Source organism: Nocardia aegles, assembly GCF_052545135.1.
The window spans coordinates 306,802-323,972 of sequence record NZ_JBQWRI010000005.1; the positions used below are offsets into that span (position 1 = coordinate 306,802).

Annotated in this window: 17 protein-coding genes; 15 read left to right on the forward strand and 2 right to left on the reverse strand. The window is 69.6% G+C overall.

Going from position 1 to position 17,171, the window contains the following annotated elements; translation table 11 throughout:
• Window positions 1–39 precede the first annotated feature (39 nt).
• The 8 genes from ACT89H_RS17185 (at window position 40) to ACT89H_RS17220 (ending at window position 9,222) form a co-directional block, all read left to right on the forward strand.
• Entirely contained in the window at window positions 40–861 is an 822-nt protein-coding gene (locus tag ACT89H_RS17185; RefSeq protein WP_445109629.1) for an alpha/beta fold hydrolase, read from the forward strand.
• 77 nt (window positions 862–938) lie between these two features.
• Window positions 939–2,369 carry a D-inositol-3-phosphate glycosyltransferase gene (gene mshA / locus ACT89H_RS17190; RefSeq protein ID WP_445109630.1) on the forward strand — a complete coding sequence of 477 codons (1,431 nt, stop codon included), beginning with the start codon at window positions 939–941 and terminating at the stop codon, window positions 2,367–2,369.
• 5 nt (window positions 2,370–2,374) lie between these two features.
• Window positions 2,375–2,869: a type III secretion system chaperone family protein gene (locus tag ACT89H_RS17195; RefSeq protein WP_445109774.1), complete on the forward strand. Its 495-nt coding sequence runs from the start codon at window positions 2,375–2,377 to the stop codon at window positions 2,867–2,869.
• A gap of 116 nt (window positions 2,870–2,985) precedes the next feature.
• A complete protein-coding gene (locus ACT89H_RS17200; RefSeq protein ID WP_445109631.1) occupies window positions 2,986–3,876 on the forward strand; it encodes an ROK family protein in 891 nt (296 codons plus the stop codon).
• A gap of 81 nt (window positions 3,877–3,957) precedes the next feature.
• The gene (locus tag ACT89H_RS17205; RefSeq protein ID WP_445109632.1) at window positions 3,958–4,695 is read left to right on the forward strand and encodes a phosphoglyceromutase; all 738 of its coding nucleotides are present in this window, start codon (window positions 3,958–3,960) and stop codon (window positions 4,693–4,695) included.
• Window positions 4,696–4,910: 215 nt separating this feature from the next.
• Window positions 4,911–6,968 carry a CocE/NonD family hydrolase gene (locus ACT89H_RS17210; protein WP_445109633.1) on the forward strand — a complete coding sequence of 686 codons (2,058 nt, stop codon included), beginning with the start codon at window positions 4,911–4,913 and terminating at the stop codon, window positions 6,966–6,968.
• A gap of 332 nt (window positions 6,969–7,300) precedes the next feature.
• Window positions 7,301–8,536 carry a sensor histidine kinase gene (locus ACT89H_RS17215; protein ID WP_039802164.1) on the forward strand — a complete coding sequence of 412 codons (1,236 nt, stop codon included), beginning with the start codon at window positions 7,301–7,303 and terminating at the stop codon, window positions 8,534–8,536.
• Window positions 8,533–9,222 carry a winged helix-turn-helix domain-containing protein gene (locus ACT89H_RS17220; RefSeq protein WP_039802162.1) on the forward strand — a complete coding sequence of 230 codons (690 nt, stop codon included), beginning with the start codon at window positions 8,533–8,535 and terminating at the stop codon, window positions 9,220–9,222. Before ACT89H_RS17215 ends, ACT89H_RS17220 begins: the two co-directional genes overlap by 4 nt.
• A 73-nt stretch (window positions 9,223–9,295) precedes the next feature.
• Here ACT89H_RS17220 and ACT89H_RS17225 read toward each other — a convergent pair whose 3' ends face one another.
• Together ACT89H_RS17225 and ACT89H_RS17230 are read right to left on the reverse strand one after the other, a co-directional pair.
• The gene (locus tag ACT89H_RS17225; RefSeq protein WP_445109634.1) at window positions 9,296–9,625 is read right to left on the reverse strand and encodes a hypothetical protein; all 330 of its coding nucleotides are present in this window, start codon (window positions 9,623–9,625) and stop codon (window positions 9,296–9,298) included.
• A gap of 108 nt (window positions 9,626–9,733) precedes the next feature.
• Complete coding sequence (locus ACT89H_RS17230) at window positions 9,734–10,606, reverse strand: DUF3109 family protein (protein WP_445109635.1); 873 nt, start codon at window positions 10,604–10,606, stop codon at window positions 9,734–9,736.
• A 65-nt stretch (window positions 10,607–10,671) separates the two neighbouring features.
• Here ACT89H_RS17230 and ACT89H_RS17235 point away from each other — a divergent pair, with 65 nt between their 5' ends.
• From ACT89H_RS17235 to ACT89H_RS17265, 7 genes are all read left to right on the forward strand, one after another.
• Complete coding sequence (locus ACT89H_RS17235) at window positions 10,672–11,703, forward strand: Ppx/GppA family phosphatase (protein WP_445109636.1); 1,032 nt, start codon at window positions 10,672–10,674, stop codon at window positions 11,701–11,703.
• The gene (locus ACT89H_RS17240; protein ID WP_445109637.1) at window positions 11,700–13,289 is read left to right on the forward strand and encodes an Rv0497 family membrane protein; all 1,590 of its coding nucleotides are present in this window, start codon (window positions 11,700–11,702) and stop codon (window positions 13,287–13,289) included. The genes ACT89H_RS17235 and ACT89H_RS17240 overlap by 4 nt, the downstream gene beginning before the upstream one ends.
• 111 nt (window positions 13,290–13,400) lie before the next feature.
• A complete protein-coding gene (locus ACT89H_RS17245; RefSeq protein WP_445109775.1) occupies window positions 13,401–14,279 on the forward strand; it encodes a sugar phosphate isomerase/epimerase family protein in 879 nt (292 codons plus the stop codon).
• 128 nt (window positions 14,280–14,407) lie between these two features.
• Window positions 14,408–15,295 carry a thioesterase family protein gene (locus ACT89H_RS17250; RefSeq protein ID WP_445109638.1) on the forward strand — a complete coding sequence of 296 codons (888 nt, stop codon included), beginning with the start codon at window positions 14,408–14,410 and terminating at the stop codon, window positions 15,293–15,295.
• A gap of 32 nt (window positions 15,296–15,327) precedes the next feature.
• Window positions 15,328–16,146 carry a pyrroline-5-carboxylate reductase gene (proC, locus tag ACT89H_RS17255; protein WP_445109639.1) on the forward strand — a complete coding sequence of 273 codons (819 nt, stop codon included), beginning with the start codon at window positions 15,328–15,330 and terminating at the stop codon, window positions 16,144–16,146.
• Window positions 16,147–16,324: 178 nt separating this feature from the next.
• Window positions 16,325–16,606, forward strand: a complete 282-nt coding sequence (locus ACT89H_RS17260; RefSeq protein WP_445109776.1) for a helix-turn-helix domain-containing protein — start codon at window positions 16,325–16,327, stop codon at window positions 16,604–16,606.
• A 227-nt stretch (window positions 16,607–16,833) separates the two neighbouring features.
• Window positions 16,834–16,935 carry a 30S ribosomal protein bS22 gene (locus ACT89H_RS17265; RefSeq protein ID WP_003402602.1) on the forward strand — a complete coding sequence of 34 codons (102 nt, stop codon included), beginning with the start codon at window positions 16,834–16,836 and terminating at the stop codon, window positions 16,933–16,935.
• Window positions 16,936–17,171: the final 236 nt, after the last annotated feature.

Genomic DNA, 17,171 nt, shown 5'->3' on the forward strand with positions numbered 1-17,171 from the left:
GGTCCGGGCGGTCACCGCGAGCACGGTTAGCCTCGGTGCATGGCTATTCGGGACGTGGTGAGCGCGGACGGAACGAACATCGTCTACCGGGTGAGTGGTCCGGTGCACGGCAGGCCGCTGGTGCTGCTGCACGGCTGGTCGGCGAATCTGAACTGCTGGGGCGGGGCCGCCGACGACCTCGCCGCGCACTCGCGGGTGATCGCCGTCGATCTGCGCGGCCACGGCTACTCCGGCACGCCCGCGACGGGCTACGACGACCCGAAGAATTGGGCGGCCGATGTCGCGGCGGTGCTGGCGGCCGAGGGGATCGCTTCGGGCGCGGTGCTGCTCGGCTGGTCCTACGGCGGGATCGTGCTGACCGACTACTTGGCCGCTTACGGCACCGGCGCCGTGGCGGGCGTCGTCTACACCGGCGCGATGGCGAACATCGGCCCCGGTGTGCCCGGCGCGGCGACCGGCAGCATGATGCGGGAGGCGATTCCCGGCGTCTTCGAGGAGAGCGCGGGGCGGGCGGTGCGCGCCTTCGGTCTGTTCGGAAACGCCAACACCGGACCTGGCGCGGACAAGGGGCCGGACGCGCAACGCTTGTTCGGGGCCGGTCTCGCCACCCCGCCCGCGGTGCGCAAAGCACTGTTCTACCGTACCGTCGACAACACCGAAACCCTTCGCGCGCTGGATGTTCCGGTGCTCGTCCAGCACGGGACGGCCGACCGGGTCGTCCCGATCGACAACGGCCGCTACATCGCCGAGGCCGTGCCGAACGCGCGTGTGTCGTTCTGGGAGGGCGCCCAGCACGGGCTGTTCATCGAGGACCGTTCCCGGTTCGTCGCCGAGGTGAGCGCGTTCGTCGAGAGCCAGTGATCGAATTCATGGCTGCTTTGTGATAGGTATCACTTGACGCGGATCGCGTATCTGGGCTGGGGAACGCGACGTGCACTATGGATAGTGTGAGTCAGCGCCTGAACCTACGGCCCAACCGTATCGCCGTGTTATCGGTGCACACCTCACCACTCGCTCAGCCGGGCACCGGCGACGCGGGCGGCATGAACGTCTATGTCCTGCAAACGGCCGTCGAGCTGGCTCGGCGCGGCACCGAGGTGGAGATCTTCACCCGGGCCACCGCGTCGAATCTCCCGCCCGTCCAGGAGGCCGCACCCGGCGTGCTGGTGCGCAACGTGGTCGCGGGCCCGTTCGAGGGGCTGGACAAGCATGATCTGCCCACCCAGTTGTGCCCCTTCACCGCGGAGGTGCTGCGTCAGGAGGCCAGGCATCTGCCCGGCCACTACGACCTGGTGCACTCGCACTACTGGCTGTCCGGCCAGGTCGGCTGGCTGACCAGGGACCGCTGGCGGGTGCCGCTGGTGCACACCGCGCACACCCTGGCGGCGGTGAAGAACGCCGCGCTGGCCGAAGGTGACTGTCCCGAACCGGCGACCCGCGAGATCGGCGAGAAGCAGGTGATCGCCGAATCCGACCGGCTGGTCGCCAACACCGCCGACGAGGCCCGCCAGCTGGTCGAACTCTATGGCGCCGACCCCGAGCGCATCGACGTCGTGCCGCCGGGCGCCGACCTGACCTGCTACCGCCCCGGTGACCGGGCCGCAGCCCGCGCCGTGCTCGGACTGGCCGCCGACGAGCGGATCGTCGCGTTCGTTGGCCGGATCCAGCCACTGAAGGCGCCCGATGTGCTGGTGCGCGCCGCGGCCGAGGTGTTGCGCGCCGACCCGGACCGCAACCTGCGCGTGCTGATCGTGGGCGGTCCGTCCGGGAGCGGGCTGGAGCGGCCCCACGCGCTGATCGATCTTGCCGCCGAGTTGGGCATCGCCGAGCGGGTCAGCTTCCTGCCCCCGCAGCCGCCGCAGCGGCTGGTGCTGGTCTACCGCGCCGCCGACCTGGTCGCCGTGCCGAGCTACAACGAGTCCTTCGGGTTGGTCGCGATCGAGGCGCAGGCCAGCGGCACGCCGGTGCTGGCCGCCGACGTGGGCGGTCTCGGCACGGCCGTACGGCACGAGGTGTCCGGCCTGCTCGTCCCGGGGCATCGCACCGCGGACTGGGCGAGCGCGCTGCGCCACCTGCTGGACGACCCGGACCGGCTGCGCCGGATGGGCGAGCGGGCCGTCACGCACGCGGCCAATTTCTCGTGGGCGCACACCGCCGACGGGCTGCTCGCCAGCTACGCCGCGGCCCTGGCCGGTTTCCGGGACGAGCGGGTGACCTTCGGCGGCCCGGCGCACAGCGATGTGCGGGAGGATGCGTACGACCAGGTGTCCGCCGGTCTCGCCGGAGAGCGGACGGCCGCCCTTCTCGGCGAGAACAGTCAGGTGAGATCGCGGACGCTGTGGCGGCACCCGATGGGAGTACGCCGGTGAACGAGGTGCGGACAACCGCGCGGCTCATCGAGGAGACGCTGCGGGACAGGGAGATCGAATACACCCGGCCGGGGGAGGAGACCTTCGTCGTCGTCCTGCCCGGTGAGCGCAAGCTCCAGACCACGGTGATGGTCACGGTGGGCAAGCACGGGGTCCGCTTCGAAGCGTTCGTCTGCCGCAAGCCCGACGAGAACTTCGAGGGCGTGTACAAGTTCCTGCTGCGCCGCAACCGCAGGCTCTACGCGGTCGCGTACACCCTCGACCGGGTCGGCGATATCTATCTGGTGGGCCGCATGTCCGCGCACGCCGTCACCGCCGACGAACTGGACCGGGTGTTCGGACAGATTCTCGAGGCCGTCGACGCCGACTTCAACGTGCTGCTGGAACTCGGCTTCGCCGAATCCATTCGGCGGGAGTGGAAGTGGCGCGTCTCGCGCGGCGAGTCGCTGCAGAACCTGCGCGCCTTCGAGCATCTGGTCGATTCCGCCGACAAGCCGTAGCCGGTCATCGCCGGCTCCCGCCCGCCGGGTGACAATCTCGGGTGGCTGGGCTGGGCTGGGCTGGGCTGGGCTGGGCGTGGCTGGGCTCGGTTCGGCTCGGAGAAGGGGATACGGCGGTGGCGATTCTCGCTCTGGACATCGGTGCGACGAAGTTCGCGGCCGGGGTGGTCGGCCCCGGTTTCGAGGTGCGCGATGTGCGCCGGGTGGACGTGCCGGACGCGCGGGTGTGGGACGCCTGTCGTGAACTGCTGCTCGCGGTGGCCGGTCGGGAACCGGTCGGCGTGGTGGGGATCGGAGCGGCCGGGCCGGTGGATGTGCGCACCGGCGTCACGGGGCCGTTGAACATCCCGGAGTGGAAGGCGGGCTTCCCGATCGTCGCCGCCGTGCAGGCGCTGTTCCCGGCCGCCACGATTCGTTTCGCCATCGACGGGGCTTGCCTGGCGCTGGCCGAACACCGCCTGGGCGCGCTGCGCGGGGTGTCCGACGCGTTGGCCATGACGGTGTCCTCGGGAATCGGCGGCGGGATCGTCGCGGACGGCAAAGTGCTGCTCGGGCGCACCGGCAACGCCGGGCACGTGGGCCACATCGTCGTGCCCGGCTGGGACACGCCGTGCGGCTGCGGCGGCCGCGGCTGCGTCGAGGCGGTCGCGAGCGGCATGTCGTCGGTGCGCTGGGCACGCGAGCGGGGTTGGTCCGGCGGCACGGGTGTGCGGCTGGCCGCCGACGCGCACGCCGGCGACGAGATCGCGGTCGCCGCACTGCACCGGGCGGGCACCGCGCTCGGCGCGGCGATCGCCTCGGCCGCCGCCCTGCTCGACGTCGACCGGGTGGTGATCGGCGGCGGGTTCGCGCAATCCGGTGCGCCGCTGTGGGATCCGCTGCGCGCCGCGGTCGACGCACACGCCGGGCTGAAGTTCCTGCGCGGGCTGCGGGTCGAACTCTCGGCGATCACCCACGGCGCCACGTTGGCGGGCGCGGGCGTGCTCGCCGCGGACGAAACCGTGTGACATCGCGTTTTCCCGACGGTGCCGGGGCGGCGCGGCGGGAACCGATGCGACCCGCCGCAGCGCGCATGGGAGGATGACCGCATGACGTACACCCTCGTGCTGCTGCGCCACGGCGAAAGCGAATGGAACGCCCTGAACCTGTTCACCGGCTGGGTGGACGTGCATCTGACCGACAAGGGCATCGCCGAGGGCAAGCGTGCCGGGGAATTGCTGGCCGAGCACGGCATCCTGCCGGATGTGGTCTACACCTCGCTGTTGCGTCGCGCGATCTCTACCGCCAACATCGCCTTGGACGCCGCCGACCGGCACTGGATCCCGGTGATCCGGGACTGGCGGCTCAACGAGCGTCACTACGGTGAGCTGCAAGGAAAGAACAAGGCGCAGGTCCGGGAGAAGTACGGCGACGAGCAGTTCATGCTGTGGCGCCGTAGCTATGACACCCCGCCGCCGCCGATCGATCCGGCCAACGAGTACAGCCAGGAGGGCGACGCGCGCTACGCGGGCATCGAGGTGCCGAAGACCGAGTGCCTGCTCGACGTGGTCAACCGGATGGTGCCGTACTGGGAGTCGACCATCTCCAAGGACCTGCTGTCCGGCCGGACGGTGCTGGTCGCGGCGCACGGCAACTCGCTGCGCGCGCTGGTCAAGCACCTCGATCAGATCTCCGACGAGGACATCGCGGGCCTGAACATCCCCACCGGCATTCCGCTGCGCTACGAGTTGGACGAGAACCTTCGCCCGGTGCGCCCGCACGAGTACCTGGACCCGGAGGCGGCCGCCGCGGGCGCCGCCGCCGTCGCCGGTCAGGGCGGCAAGTAAGCCGCATATCGAGACTCCCAACGCGCTGTCACCCGCCCGGGTGGCAGCGCGTTGTCGTTCCGACCGGCAGGCGGGGTGCGGTTGCCCGGCGACACGCCGCAGACGCCGGTCGATCCGGGACGCGCTGTCGGCGGTTTAAGTTACCCACTATTTTCACCCGCAAGTAAGTCGGCATCGTCCTGTTGTTCGACCGGCTGAGAGGTGGATCACGTTCGATGAAGAGCGCGTTGCGGGCCACGGTCACGGCGGTTGCCGCCACGATGCTCGTCTCCTTGCTCGCCACCGGCGCCGATGCCGTCGCATCGCCCACCGGACCCGACGGCGGCGCCGCCGCAGCGGCGTGGACGGCCACCCAAGATGGTCCGCAGCAGTACCCGAACATCGACATCCAGTGGGACGTCCCCCTCACGATGAGTGACGGAACCGTCCTGAAGGGCAACGTCTACCGCCCCGCGGACGCCTCCGGCCGCCCCATCGACACACCCATGCCGACGATCGTCGATCTCACGCCGTACACCAAGCTGGTCTCGAACCTGGCCGATCACGCGCAGTCGATCCCCGGCCTGTCCGACGCGCTGATCGAATTCTTCCGTCGGATCGACCTGAGCGGCACCCCGCTGTCCGGTGTCACCGACCTGACCAAGGCCTTCGGCGGGGGCGAACTGCGGAACTTCACCGTCGATCGGCAGCTGATCAAGAGCGGCTACGCACAGGTCGTCGTCGACGTGCGCGGCACCGGTTTCTCCCAGGGTGTCTGGGACATGCTGCGCGGACGGGAACAGCAGGACACGCTCGAGGTGATCGACTGGGCGTCCCGGCAGCCGTGGTCCAACGGACGCGTCGGCATGAACGGCATCTCCTACTCCGCGATCAACCAGGTGCAGGTCGCCCAGAAGCGGCCGCAGGCCTTGCGGGCGATCTTCCCGGTGGTCCCGGGCAGCGACCTGGTCAACGACGTGCTGGCGCCGGGCGGCGGTTTCGGCTTCACCTTCATCCCGCTGTGGCTCACCGCGATCAACGGCCTGAAGTTGATTCCCGATCTGGCCTCGGTGCTCACCGGACAGCTGGATACCACGTGGCTGGCCGACCGCGCCCGAGATCCGTTGACCTTCATGGATGTTCTGCTCAACGTCTACACCACCGCGCGCCTGGAGGATCTCGACCCGCGCGCCGAGGAACTGCTGACCGACGGTTCCGGCCCGCGCCGGGACTGGCTGGGCGACCCGCGCGGGATCCGGACGCCGACCTTCGTCACCGGCGGCTGGCACGACCTGTTCACCTACTCGGAATCCAAGATCTACAACCAGATCCCGCTGCCGCCGGGCCAGAAACAGCTGCTGATGGGCGACACCTATCACCTCAACTCGGGCAACGAGTACGGCAGGCCGGGCCTGCCGCCGCGGCTGGACGTGTTGCAGCGCGCGTGGTTCGACCGGTGGCTCAAAGACATCGACAACGGCATCGACCGGTACGGTCCGATCACCTTGCGTCAGCAGGGCGGCGGCTGGATCACCACCGACTCGTTCGCCGCGCCGACCGCCGCCGCGGATTCGGCGCGGGCGGTGCACCGCAGGATGTACCTGTCCGCCGCACCCAGCGGCTCCGCGAGCAGCCGGTACGACGGTTCGCTCGACTCCGAGGGCACCGGCGAGCCCGCCCGCCTGACCGTCGCCCCCGGCTTGACCAGCCTGTGCTCCAACGACGCCGCCCAGGGCAACGCGGGTGTGCTGGCGGTCATCGACGGCTGTGCGAAGGACTCCAGGGTCGAGGAGCTCAACGGGTTGACCTTCACCAGCGCCCCGGTCGCCGCCGCGACCATAATCTCCGGGCAGATCGCGGTGCGGCTCACCACCGTTCAGGACGCCGCCGACGGGTACTGGGTGGTCACGGTGAACGACGTCGCGCCGGACGGGCGGTCCAGCGTGCTGTCGTCCGGTCAGCTCATGGCTTCGCTGCGGGCCATCGACGAGGCGATGAGCAGCAAGTCGGCCAACGGCGACTACACCGACCCGCGGCCGTACACCTCGCTGGAGCGGCGGCAGCCGACGGTCCCGGGCGAGGTGACCACGCTGGACATCGCGCTGCCCGCCACCGAGGCGATCCTGCAACCCGGTCACCGTCTGCGCGTCGACGTCTACGCGGGCAACTTCCCCAAGGGCCTGCCGATCCTGCCGATGCTGCTCGACACCGGCCTGCGGCCACAGCACCTGGAGCTGGACCCGGGCCGTCCGAGCTTCGTCAACATCCCGGTCAGCGGCGATCCGGGCTGGTAGATCCGGGGCGAGTGGCGAGCGTGCGCCCTCGCGCATCATGCTCGACGGTGCGGGATAGGGGCGAAGGCGCACGCTCGGGACTGATCGCCCCGCGGCCGGTCGGCGACGGCGAAACCGGCCTCCCTTACGGCGACTTCGAATCCGACTGTCCGGTCCGGATGGGTGTGGACATCTGACGATGAAGACCGACTGCCCCAGGGAAATGCGACGCGGATACCTGACATCGAACAGCGCGTAAACATGCGGCTAACGAGGCCGGAAGGGGCTATGACCTGCGCGAAACTTCGTGTACCCCGCGTTGGCCAACCGGTTGGCGACCGTACGATTCAAGTGTGAGTGTTCCCCAGGCCGTGCTGCTGGCCATCTTGGCGGCTGTCGTCGGCCTGGCAGTCGGCGGGCTGTTGATCCCGTATGTGAATGCCAGGCAGGCCGCGCGCAGGCAGGCCGAGTCGGGTCTCACCATGTCCCAGGTTCTCGACCTGATCGTGCTCGCCTCCGAGAGCGGGATCGCGGTTGTCGACGAGTACCGCGACGTCGTGCTGGTCAATCCGCGCGCGGAGGAACTCGGCCTGGTCCGCAATCGCCTGCTCGACGAGCGGGCCTGGGCCGCGGTGGAGAAGGTGCTGGCCACCGGCGAATCCGCGGAGTTCGACCTCACCGCCAAGAATCCGGTTCCCGGTCGCGGCCGCATCGCGGTGCGCGGCGTCGCCAGGCAACTGTCGCGCGAGGAGACCACCTTCACCGTGCTGTTCGCCGACGACGATTCCGAACAGGCGCGCATGGAGGCCACCCGGCGCGACTTCGTCGCAAACGTCAGCCATGAACTCAAGACCCCGGTCGGCGCCATGAGCCTGCTGGCCGAAGCTTTGCTGGAATCCGCCGAAGACCCCGAGGCCGTGCGACACTTCGGTCAGCGCGTGCTCGGCGAATCCCGCCGCCTCGGCAAGATGGTGACCGAGCTCATCGCGCTCTCCCGCCTGCAAGGCGCGGAGAAACTGCCCGAACTCGAGGTGGTGGACGTGGACACCGTGGTGATGCAGGCGGTCGATCGTTCCCGCACCGCCGCCGAAGCCGCCGGCATCACGGTCAGCACCGACCGTCCGAGCGGGCTCGAGGTGCTGGGCGACGAAACCCTGCTGGTCACCGCCCTGTCCAACCTGGTGGAGAACGCGATCGCCTACTCGCCGGCCGGTTCCCACGTCTCGGTGAGCCGCTCGCTGCGCGGCGATCACGTGGCGATGGCGGTCACCGACCGCGGCATCGGCATCGCCAAGGAGGACCAGGAGCGGGTGTTCGAGCGATTCTTCCGGTCCGACAAGGCGCGTTCGCGCCAGACCGGCGGCACCGGTCTGGGCCTGGCTATCGTCAAACACGTGGCCGCCAACCACAACGGGGAAATCACCCTGTGGAGCAAGTTGGGCACCGGATCGACGTTCACCTTGCGCATACCCGCCCACCACGAAGCAGGCGCCGACGACGACCACGACGGCGCCGTGGTTGGCACGAATGAAACCAGCCCGCGTCCTTCGGGACCGGGCCGACCGAATGGTGTGGAGGCACGCAGATGACCAGTGTTCTGATCGTCGAGGATGAGGAGTCGCTGGCCGATCCGCTCGCGTTCCTGCTGCGCAAGGAGGGTTTCGAGGTCACCGTCGTCGGTGACGGGCCGTCCGCGCTCGCCGAGTTCGACCGGTCCGGTGCGGACATCGTCCTGCTCGACCTGATGCTGCCCGGCATGAGCGGCACCGACGTGTGCAAGCAATTGCGCACCCGCAGCGGCGTCCCGGTGATCATGGTCACCGCGCGCGACAGCGAGATCGACAAGGTGGTCGGCTTGGAATTGGGCGCCGACGACTATGTCACCAAGCCGTATTCCGCCCGGGAGCTCATCGCGCGCATCCGCGCGGTGCTGCGCCGCGGCGCGGGCGACGAGCTGGAGGGCTCCAACGAGAGCGGCGTGCTGGAGGCGGGTCCGGTCCGGATGGACGTCGACCGGCACACCGTGATGGTGAACGGCAAGCCGGTCACCTTGCCGCTCAAGGAGTTCGACCTGCTCGAATACCTGCTGCGCAATTCCGGGCGGGTGCTCACCCGCGGCCAGCTGATCGACCGGGTGTGGGGCGCCGACTACGTCGGCGACACCAAGACCCTGGACGTGCACGTCAAGCGGCTGCGCTCGAAGATCGAGGCGGACCCGGCCAAGCCGGAACACCTGGTCACGGTGCGGGGACTGGGCTACAAGCTGGAGGCGTGAGCGTCCCCGCGGCACGAGCGCGAAACGGCCGAGCGCACTGCGGTGCGCTCGGCCGTCGCCGTTCGCGGGCGGCTCAGGGGAAGTAGATCCACGTGGTGCCGAGCGGGGTCTCGGTCCTCTGCAGGCTGATCCAGCCCAGAGCGTCTTCCTGCATGCAGTCGTAGAGGTCGGCGGCGTTGGTGCCACGGCAGGCGATGGTGTGCGAGGTGCCGTACGGGCTCGCGATCAGGAGCTTGCCCGCGGCCTTGGCGCCGGCCGCGGCGGGATCGGTGGCCGCGACGAACTCTGTGGTGAAGTCGTAGAACTTGTGCGGGTCGCCGTTCGGCTCGGCGTGGGCTACTCCGGTCAGCGAGAGGGCGGCGCCCAGGGCGATGGTCGCCGCGGTGAGAACTTTCTTGGACATAACGGCACATCCAACCCGATCCGGGTGAAGCTCGCATGGCGACGGGGTGAACCACCGCTCGACCGCACCGCCGGTGCAGCCGCCCGATCGAGCGCGGTCGGCAAACGATCAGGCGAGCGGATCCGTGGTATCGCGCATCCGCTCGGCGTGCACCGTCGCCGGGTGCACGGCGATCAGGCCGAGGCCCGCGCGGCGCTTGCAGTGCCTGGCCAGCTCCGCGTAGGCGGGCGCGCCGATCAGTTCGGTCAGCTCGGGGGCATAGGACTGCCACACCGGCTTGCCGCCGACATGGGCGTCGGGGGAGCCCGAGCAGTACCAGTCCAGATCGGCGCCGCCCGGCCCCCAGCCGCGGCGGTCGTACTCGGTGATGACGGTGCGCAGGATCTGCACGCCGTCGGGCCGGTCCACCCAGTCCTGGGTACGGCGGATCGGCAGCTGCCAGCACACGTCCGGCTTCACCTCCAGCGGCTCGATGCCGCGCCGCAGCGCCATGGAGTGCAGGGCGCAGCCGATTCCGCCCGCGAAGCCGGGACGGTTGAGGAAGATGCACGCGCCATCGAACCGGCGCGTGCGCAGCGCGGGCTCGTCGTCCAGTTCGTCGAGCTCCAGATAGCCGCTCTTGGTGACCTTGCCCTGCGCGTTGGTCGCCTCGTTGCGTAGCTGCCAGTCCTTGGGTGTGAGCATCTTCACAGCGCGGCCCAGTCGTTTGCGGTCGTCGTCGTCGGAGAGGAACGCGCCGTGTGAGCAGCAGCCGTCGTCCGGGCGGTCGGCCAGGATGCCCTGACAGGCGGGGGTGCCGAACACACACGTCCACCGCGACAGCAGCCAAGTCAGATCGGCGACGATCAGATGCTCGTCGTTTGCCGGATCTACGAACTCGATCCACTCACGGGGAAAGTCGGGGTCGACTTCCGGGGCTGGGTCGATCTTCCCCGCTGGTCGGGACCGGGTCGGGCTGCTCGGTGATGCGCCTACCGTCACGAAATAGGACGCTAACAGTTCAGTCGCCTGGGCTGAAGTGCCGCACCACCCAGTACCGTGTTCATGTGCGGCTTGGGGTACTCGATGTCGGAAGCAATACCGTTCACCTGCTCGTGGTGGACGCGCACCGTGGCGGTCACCCTCTGCCGATGAGCTCGACGAAAGCCACCTTGCGGCTCGCGGAGAACATCGACCAGGCTGGTCGCATCACCGAGGTGGGCGCGCAGCGGCTGATCGACACCGTGGCCGAATTCGCCAGCATCGCCGAGACGTCCAAATGCGTCGAACTGATGCCGTTCGCCACCTCGGCGCTGCGGGAGGCGGCCAATTCCGAGGAGGTTCTGGGCCGCGTGCGCGAGTCGACCGGCGTCGACCTGCGCGTGCTGTCCGGCGTCGACGAGGCCCGGCTGACCTTCCTCGCGGTGCGCCGGTGGTACGGCTGGAGCGCCGGGCGCATTCTCAACCTGGACATCGGCGGCGGCTCGCTCGAGATGACCAACGGCGGCGACGAGGAACCCGACGTCGCGCTGTCGTTGCAACTCGGCGCGGGCCGGTTGACCAGGGAATGGTTGCGCGAGGACCCGCCGGGCAAGCGCCGGGTCGCCGTGCTGCGGGACTGGCTCGACGCCGAGCTGGTGGTACCGGCGAAGAAGCTGCTCGAACCGGGCAAGCCCGATCTCGCGGTGGGCACCTCGAAGACGTTCCGATCCCTGGCCCGGCTGACCGGAGCCGCGCCCTCGGCGGCGGGCCCGCGGGTGCGTCGTACACTCACGAGCTCGGGCCTGCGCCAACTGATTGCGTTCATCTCGCGGATGACGGCGGCGGACCGGGCAGAATTGGAAGGCGTAAGTTCCGATCGGTCACAGCAATTGGTGGCCGGCGCATTGGTCGCGGAGGCGAGTATGCGGGCACTTTCGCTCGATACTTTGGAGATTTGTCCGTGGGCGCTGCGTGAAGGGCTGATCCTGCGCAAACTGGATACCGATATGAATGGTGGACCCGAAGCAACGTACTCAGCGGGCACGGTGGCCGGAGACGGTCGGCCCGCGCCCGGCGGCGCGCCTTCGCCGGGCTCGATCGGGACGGTGTCGTCATGAGCGAGGATTCCAAACAGCTGTCGGTGGCGGAACTGCTGGCGCGTAACGGCCAGCAGAGCGGCGCCTCGTCCGGCGGTGGCAGGCGCCGCCGCGGTGGTCGTGGCATCTCCGTCGCCGAACTGACCGGTGACCTGCCGGTCATCCGGGACGGCGGCGGCCATTCCGCGCACGCGGCGCCGGACTCCGGCGGGGAGGAGCCGGCCTCCGCGCCGTCCTCGTTCGATCCGCCCACGCCGGAACCGGTGTCCTACGCGCCCGAGCCGCAGCTCGATCTGCCGTCGTATTCGCCCATCTCGGGCCCGATTTCGAGGTACGACCCGCTGGCCGGTTACGCACAGCCGGACCCGCCTGCCGATCCGCCCGCCGGGCGGTCCAGCGGGGTTGCGCCCGGCGGGGCGATGCCCTCGTCGCAGCACGGCACATCGTTCGATCCGCTGTCGCCGGATACCCCGGTGTCCGATCTGTTCGATGTCGCGCCCGGTTCGCACGCACCCGGCTCGGCGGGCGTGCCCGCGGCGCCTTCTCGCCCGGGGCGCAGGCGTAGGCGGGAGGAACCGGAAGCGGAGGCCACCGAGGTACGGTCCTGGCAGGAGGCCCCACGGGAGCCGTTCGGCCTGGAGCCGCTGCCGGGTCGCGGACTCGGCGAACCGGGCCGCAACGGCCACGGCGAACTCGACGAGCCCGGCTTCGGCCGCTCCTCCCTGCCCGAGCGCAACGGCGCGCGGGGCGGTCGCGCGGCCAGGCGCAGGGCGGCGGAGGCCGCGGAAGCCGCCGAGGACCTCGGCCCGTCCACCGCGGCCTGGTCACCGGCCACCGGTGGGTTCGCCCCCGAGTCCGAACCGATGCCGCTTCCACCGCCGCCCGACCCGAGACCGAAGCCGAGCAGGCCGGTTCCGCCCGAGCCGCGGCCGGAGGCGCATCGAAGACCGGCTCGCCGCGAGGGCGTCGGCGAGAACGGGCTCCCGGCCTGGTCCGCCCGGCGGCACAAGCCACAGGATCCCGCGCCGGAACCCGATGGCATTCCGACCGCCGCGTGGTCGCTGGCCCGCCAGGATCAGCAGTTGCTCTCCGGCCAGACGGTGGCGGGCGACCTGCTGCGCGAGGGCATCGACCGGGCCGAACGCGGAGCGGAACGCAACGGGCGGGGCAGACGCGGCGGGCGGGCCGCCGTCGACGCCGCGGAACTCGACGGCGTCACCGACGTCTACGAGCCGATCGCGCTGGACGAGGACGAAGACGAAGACGACATCATCGACGAGCCTCGCGCCCGCACTCGGGCCGCCTCGCGCTGGTCCCGGGCGACCACGAAGACCCAGGACGACGAGAACCGGCGCCAGTGGATGATCCTCGGCGGCCAGAGCACCGGCGCCGCCGTCGCGGGCATGCTGCTGTTCAAGGGTTTCGAGCGCATGTGGGAGATGCTTCCCTGGGTCGCGCTGGCCCTGGCGATGATCGTGATTCTCGGCCTGGTGGCCCTCGTGCGGATTCTGCGCAGGACCGACGACATCCTCAGCACGGTGATCGCCGTCGTCGTGGGCATCTTCGTCACGCTGGGGCCACTGGCCTTTCTCCTCAGTACGAACTGAGCAGGGGAGTAAGTCGTGGGCAACATCGGGCAGGCGAACGAGACCGGATCGCATACGGGCGAGGGCCCGCCGGGAGACGCCGGGGGCGCAGCCCGGCCCCGGCGGATCCAGGTGGGTCTGTCGACCGCCTCGGTGTACCCGCAGAACACGGAGGCCGCGTTCCGTTACGCCGCCGAACTCGGCTACGACGGCGTCGAGCTGATGGTCTGGGCCGAGCCGGCCAGCCAGAGCATCGCCACCGTGCAGGCGTACTCGCGCAGGTACGGCATTCCGGTTCTCGCGTTGCACGCGCCGTGCCTGTTGATCTCGCAGCGGGTGTGGGGCTCGGATCCGGTGGCCAAACTCGAGCGCAGTGTGCACACCGCCGACGCGCTCGGGGCCGGCACCGTGGTCGTGCATCCGCCGTTCCGCTGGCAGCGCCGCTATGCGGCCGGGTTCGCCGCGCAGGTGGCCGAGTTGGAGGAGCGCAGCCAGGTGATCGTGGCGGTGGAGAACATGTTCCCGATGCGGGCGGATACCTTGTTCGGTCGGCGCGACGGCGCGGTGCGGCGGCTGGAGCGCCGTGGGGGCCCCGGTCCGGCGCTCACCGCCTTCAGCCCCTCCTACGACCCGACCGACACCGGGTTCCGCCACTACACCCTGGACCTTTCGCATACCGCCACCGCCGGAGCCGACCCGTTGGCGCTGGCTGCCCGCATGGGCGAGGGGCTGGCGCATCTGCATCTCGCCGACGGCCGGGGTGCCGCGCACGATGAGCATCTCGTTCCGGGCGAGGGCACCCAGCCGTGTGTGGAGGTGTGCGCGAGCATGGTTCGCGCCGGTTTCACCGGCCAGGTCGTCGCCGAGATCAACACGCAGAACGCGCGTACCGCCAAGGACCGGGCCGAGATGTTGCACCGCACGCTGGCCTTCGCCCGCACGCATCTGACCGAGGCTGCCGCGCCGGCTCCCGCGGGTGCGCACCACAGCTCGCCCGAGCCGCCGATGTGACGCTCGTCGCTACTCCGGTATGCGGCCGTGTGGTCGGTCGCCGGGTGCGTTGTACGTTGTACGAACCCGTTTGCCGACAGGGTCGCGGCCGCCGCCATCTGTGCGGTCGACGCAGGACAGGAGTGAGGATGACGACGGAGCTGACGGCTGAGTTCGGCCCGGTGGCCATGACCGACGCACCGTTCAGCCAGGTGTGCGCGCTGGAACCGGCGCCGCCGAGGACGCAGGACACCGGCCGCTACCTCGGTTTCATCGACGACATCTGGACCATCGGCGGGAAGGTACACGGCGGGACGATGGTCGCGGGCAGTGCGGCCGCGGCGACGAATTGGCTGCGCGCGTCCGATCCCGCGCTGGTCGGGATGGCGCCGGTCGCCGCGAGTTCCGATTTCCTGGGGGCGCCGAACTCCGGCGAGGTCGAGTACGAGGTGCGTGTCCGCAAGATCGGCCGCCAGATCTGCCTGGCCGACACCGACCTCGTCCAAGACGGCCGCGTCCTGGTGCGCACGGCGCTGACGTTCAGCCGCCTCGACGACGCGAACCCGATCTACACGCCGGAGCACTCCGAGATGCCCACGCAGCCGCCCGCCGATGCCGTCGGCTACGCGCCCGGCTCCCAGATGGGCGACATCGTGCAGGTCGGCCGAGGCGCCGACATCCAGCTCGACCGCGAGTGGGCCCGCTTCCTCACGGGCGCGAAGGGTGAGCCGCGCCTGCGGATGTGGATTCGTCCGCGGCCGGGCGACGAGCAGGACCCGGACGTCGCGATGTACTTCGCCATGATGAGCACGGATATGAGTCCGCCGGTGCCGATGAACCTCGGCCACTTCGGCTGGGCGCCCACCGTCCAGATGACCACCTACCTGCGCCGCAGGCCCGCGCCGGGCTGGCTGCGGATCATCGCCACCACGCATGAGGTGGGCGAGCGCATGTTCGACGAGGATCAGCTGGTGCTCGACTCGACCGGCGCGGTCGTCGCGCAGAGTCGGCAGCTGGCGCTCGTTCCCCAGCGCTGAGCCTTCGCGCGCGCCGTCTAGCCTTGAGGCCCATGACGAGAATTGCGGTGATCGGTGGCGGACGCATCGGGGAGGCGTTGGTCGCCGGATTACTGGAGTCCGGGCGGCTCACCAAGGATTTGGTCGTCGTGGAGACCCATCGCGACCGGGCCCATCAGCTCGCCGACCGCTTCGGTATCCGGGTCACCGACGATCTGGCCGATGCCGCTGTCGGCGCGGATCTGCTGGTGATCGCGGTGAAACCGGGTGACGTGGACGCCGTGCTGGCGTCGTTGGGCAAGGCGGAGATCGGCAGCGACCGCGATCAGGTGCTGGTGTCGCTGGCGGCCGGGGTGCCCACTGCGCGACTGGAGGGCAAGATGCCCGCCGGGTTCCCCGTGGTGCGGGTGATGCCGAATACGCCGATGCTGGTCGGGCAGGGAATGAGTGTCATCGCGCCGGGGCGCTATGCGCGCGAGCAGCATCTGGAACTGGTGGCCGAGGTGCTCGGGGCGGTCGGCAAGGTGGTCACCGTGGCGGAGAGTCAGATGGACGCCGTCACCGCGGTATCCGGTTCCGGACCCGCGTACTTCTTCCTGGTCGTGGAGGCCATGGTGGACGCGGGCGTCGGGCTCGGGCTCACCAGGGAGGTAGCCACTCGGCTCGTCGTGCAGACCATGGTCGGTTCGGCCGCTCTGCTGGACAGCTCGACCCAGACCGCCGCGGAATTGCGCGCCGCGGTGACCTCGCCTGCGGGCACGACCGCGGCCGCGATCCGCGAACTGGAGCGTGGAGGACTACGCTCGGCGTTCTGGGAAGCCCTTTTCGCATCCAAGGAAAGATCGGCAGAACAGGGTGTATCAGTGGAGTGACCGGTCTGTTCCAAATCGGAAAACCCGATTTCTCACTCCCGTCGCAGTAACACCACTGGTCCCGCTAAGCTTCAAGGAGCACGTGCGTGTCTGTTCCGCCGGTGGGGAAGCCGGCGGCGCGGACGTGCCGGAGGTCAATGGTGCAATCATGTCTGCGAACAAGATGTCTGCGAACAAGATGTCTGCGAATTCCGGAGCGTCCGGCGGCGCCGGTCCCGCGGGTGGTCGGGGGAATTCCCGCGCACAGCGTGAGGCCGCGACACCGGGGCAACCCGTGCTCGGCGGCACCCAGTTTCTCACCGTCGCCGAAGTGGCGAGTCTGATGCGGGTGTCCAAAATGACGGTCTACCGGCTCGTGCACTCGGGCGAGTTGCCCGCCGTGCGCGTCGGACGATCGTTCCGGGTGCACGCCAAGGCCGTGCACGACTATCTGGAAACGTCCTATTTCGACGCTGGATGAGGCGGTTTCGAGACCGCTGGGGCGTGACGGTACGATAGCTCCTCGGTTCGTGTTCGCCCGCCGGTGGCATCGCTGTTGGTTGCCCCGTGGTATCCGGCGGCGCGAACACGGGGCGTGCGGCTTGCCGAGTGACCCCGGCCCGTCGGCCGGGGCGCGGGCAGACGGGCGTCCGGCAATCGCGCACGGGCAGCGTGCGCGCCGAGTAGAGAGAACGCGAGGACAACCCTATGGGTTCTGTGATCAAGAAGCGCCGCAAGCGCATGTCGAAGAAGAAGCACCGCAAGCTGCTTCGCCGCACGCGTGTCCAGCGGCGCAAACTCGGCAAGTAGGCATCGCTGCGTGGTAGCTGCGCGGGCCCGTCACCAATAGGTGACGGGCCCTTTTATTTGAAATTTTAAGTTTTGGAATCGCCATTTGTATCGCGTGACTGAAGTCATCGTTAGATCCTGGTTAATACTCTCGGTGGGCGGGTAGGTTCCCGCTACGCTGGGCACTGGGAATATTCACGAGGGCGGCTGGCAAGGGAAAGCGGGTGCCGGTGAGTTCTGACGGTCGGGAAGCAGAC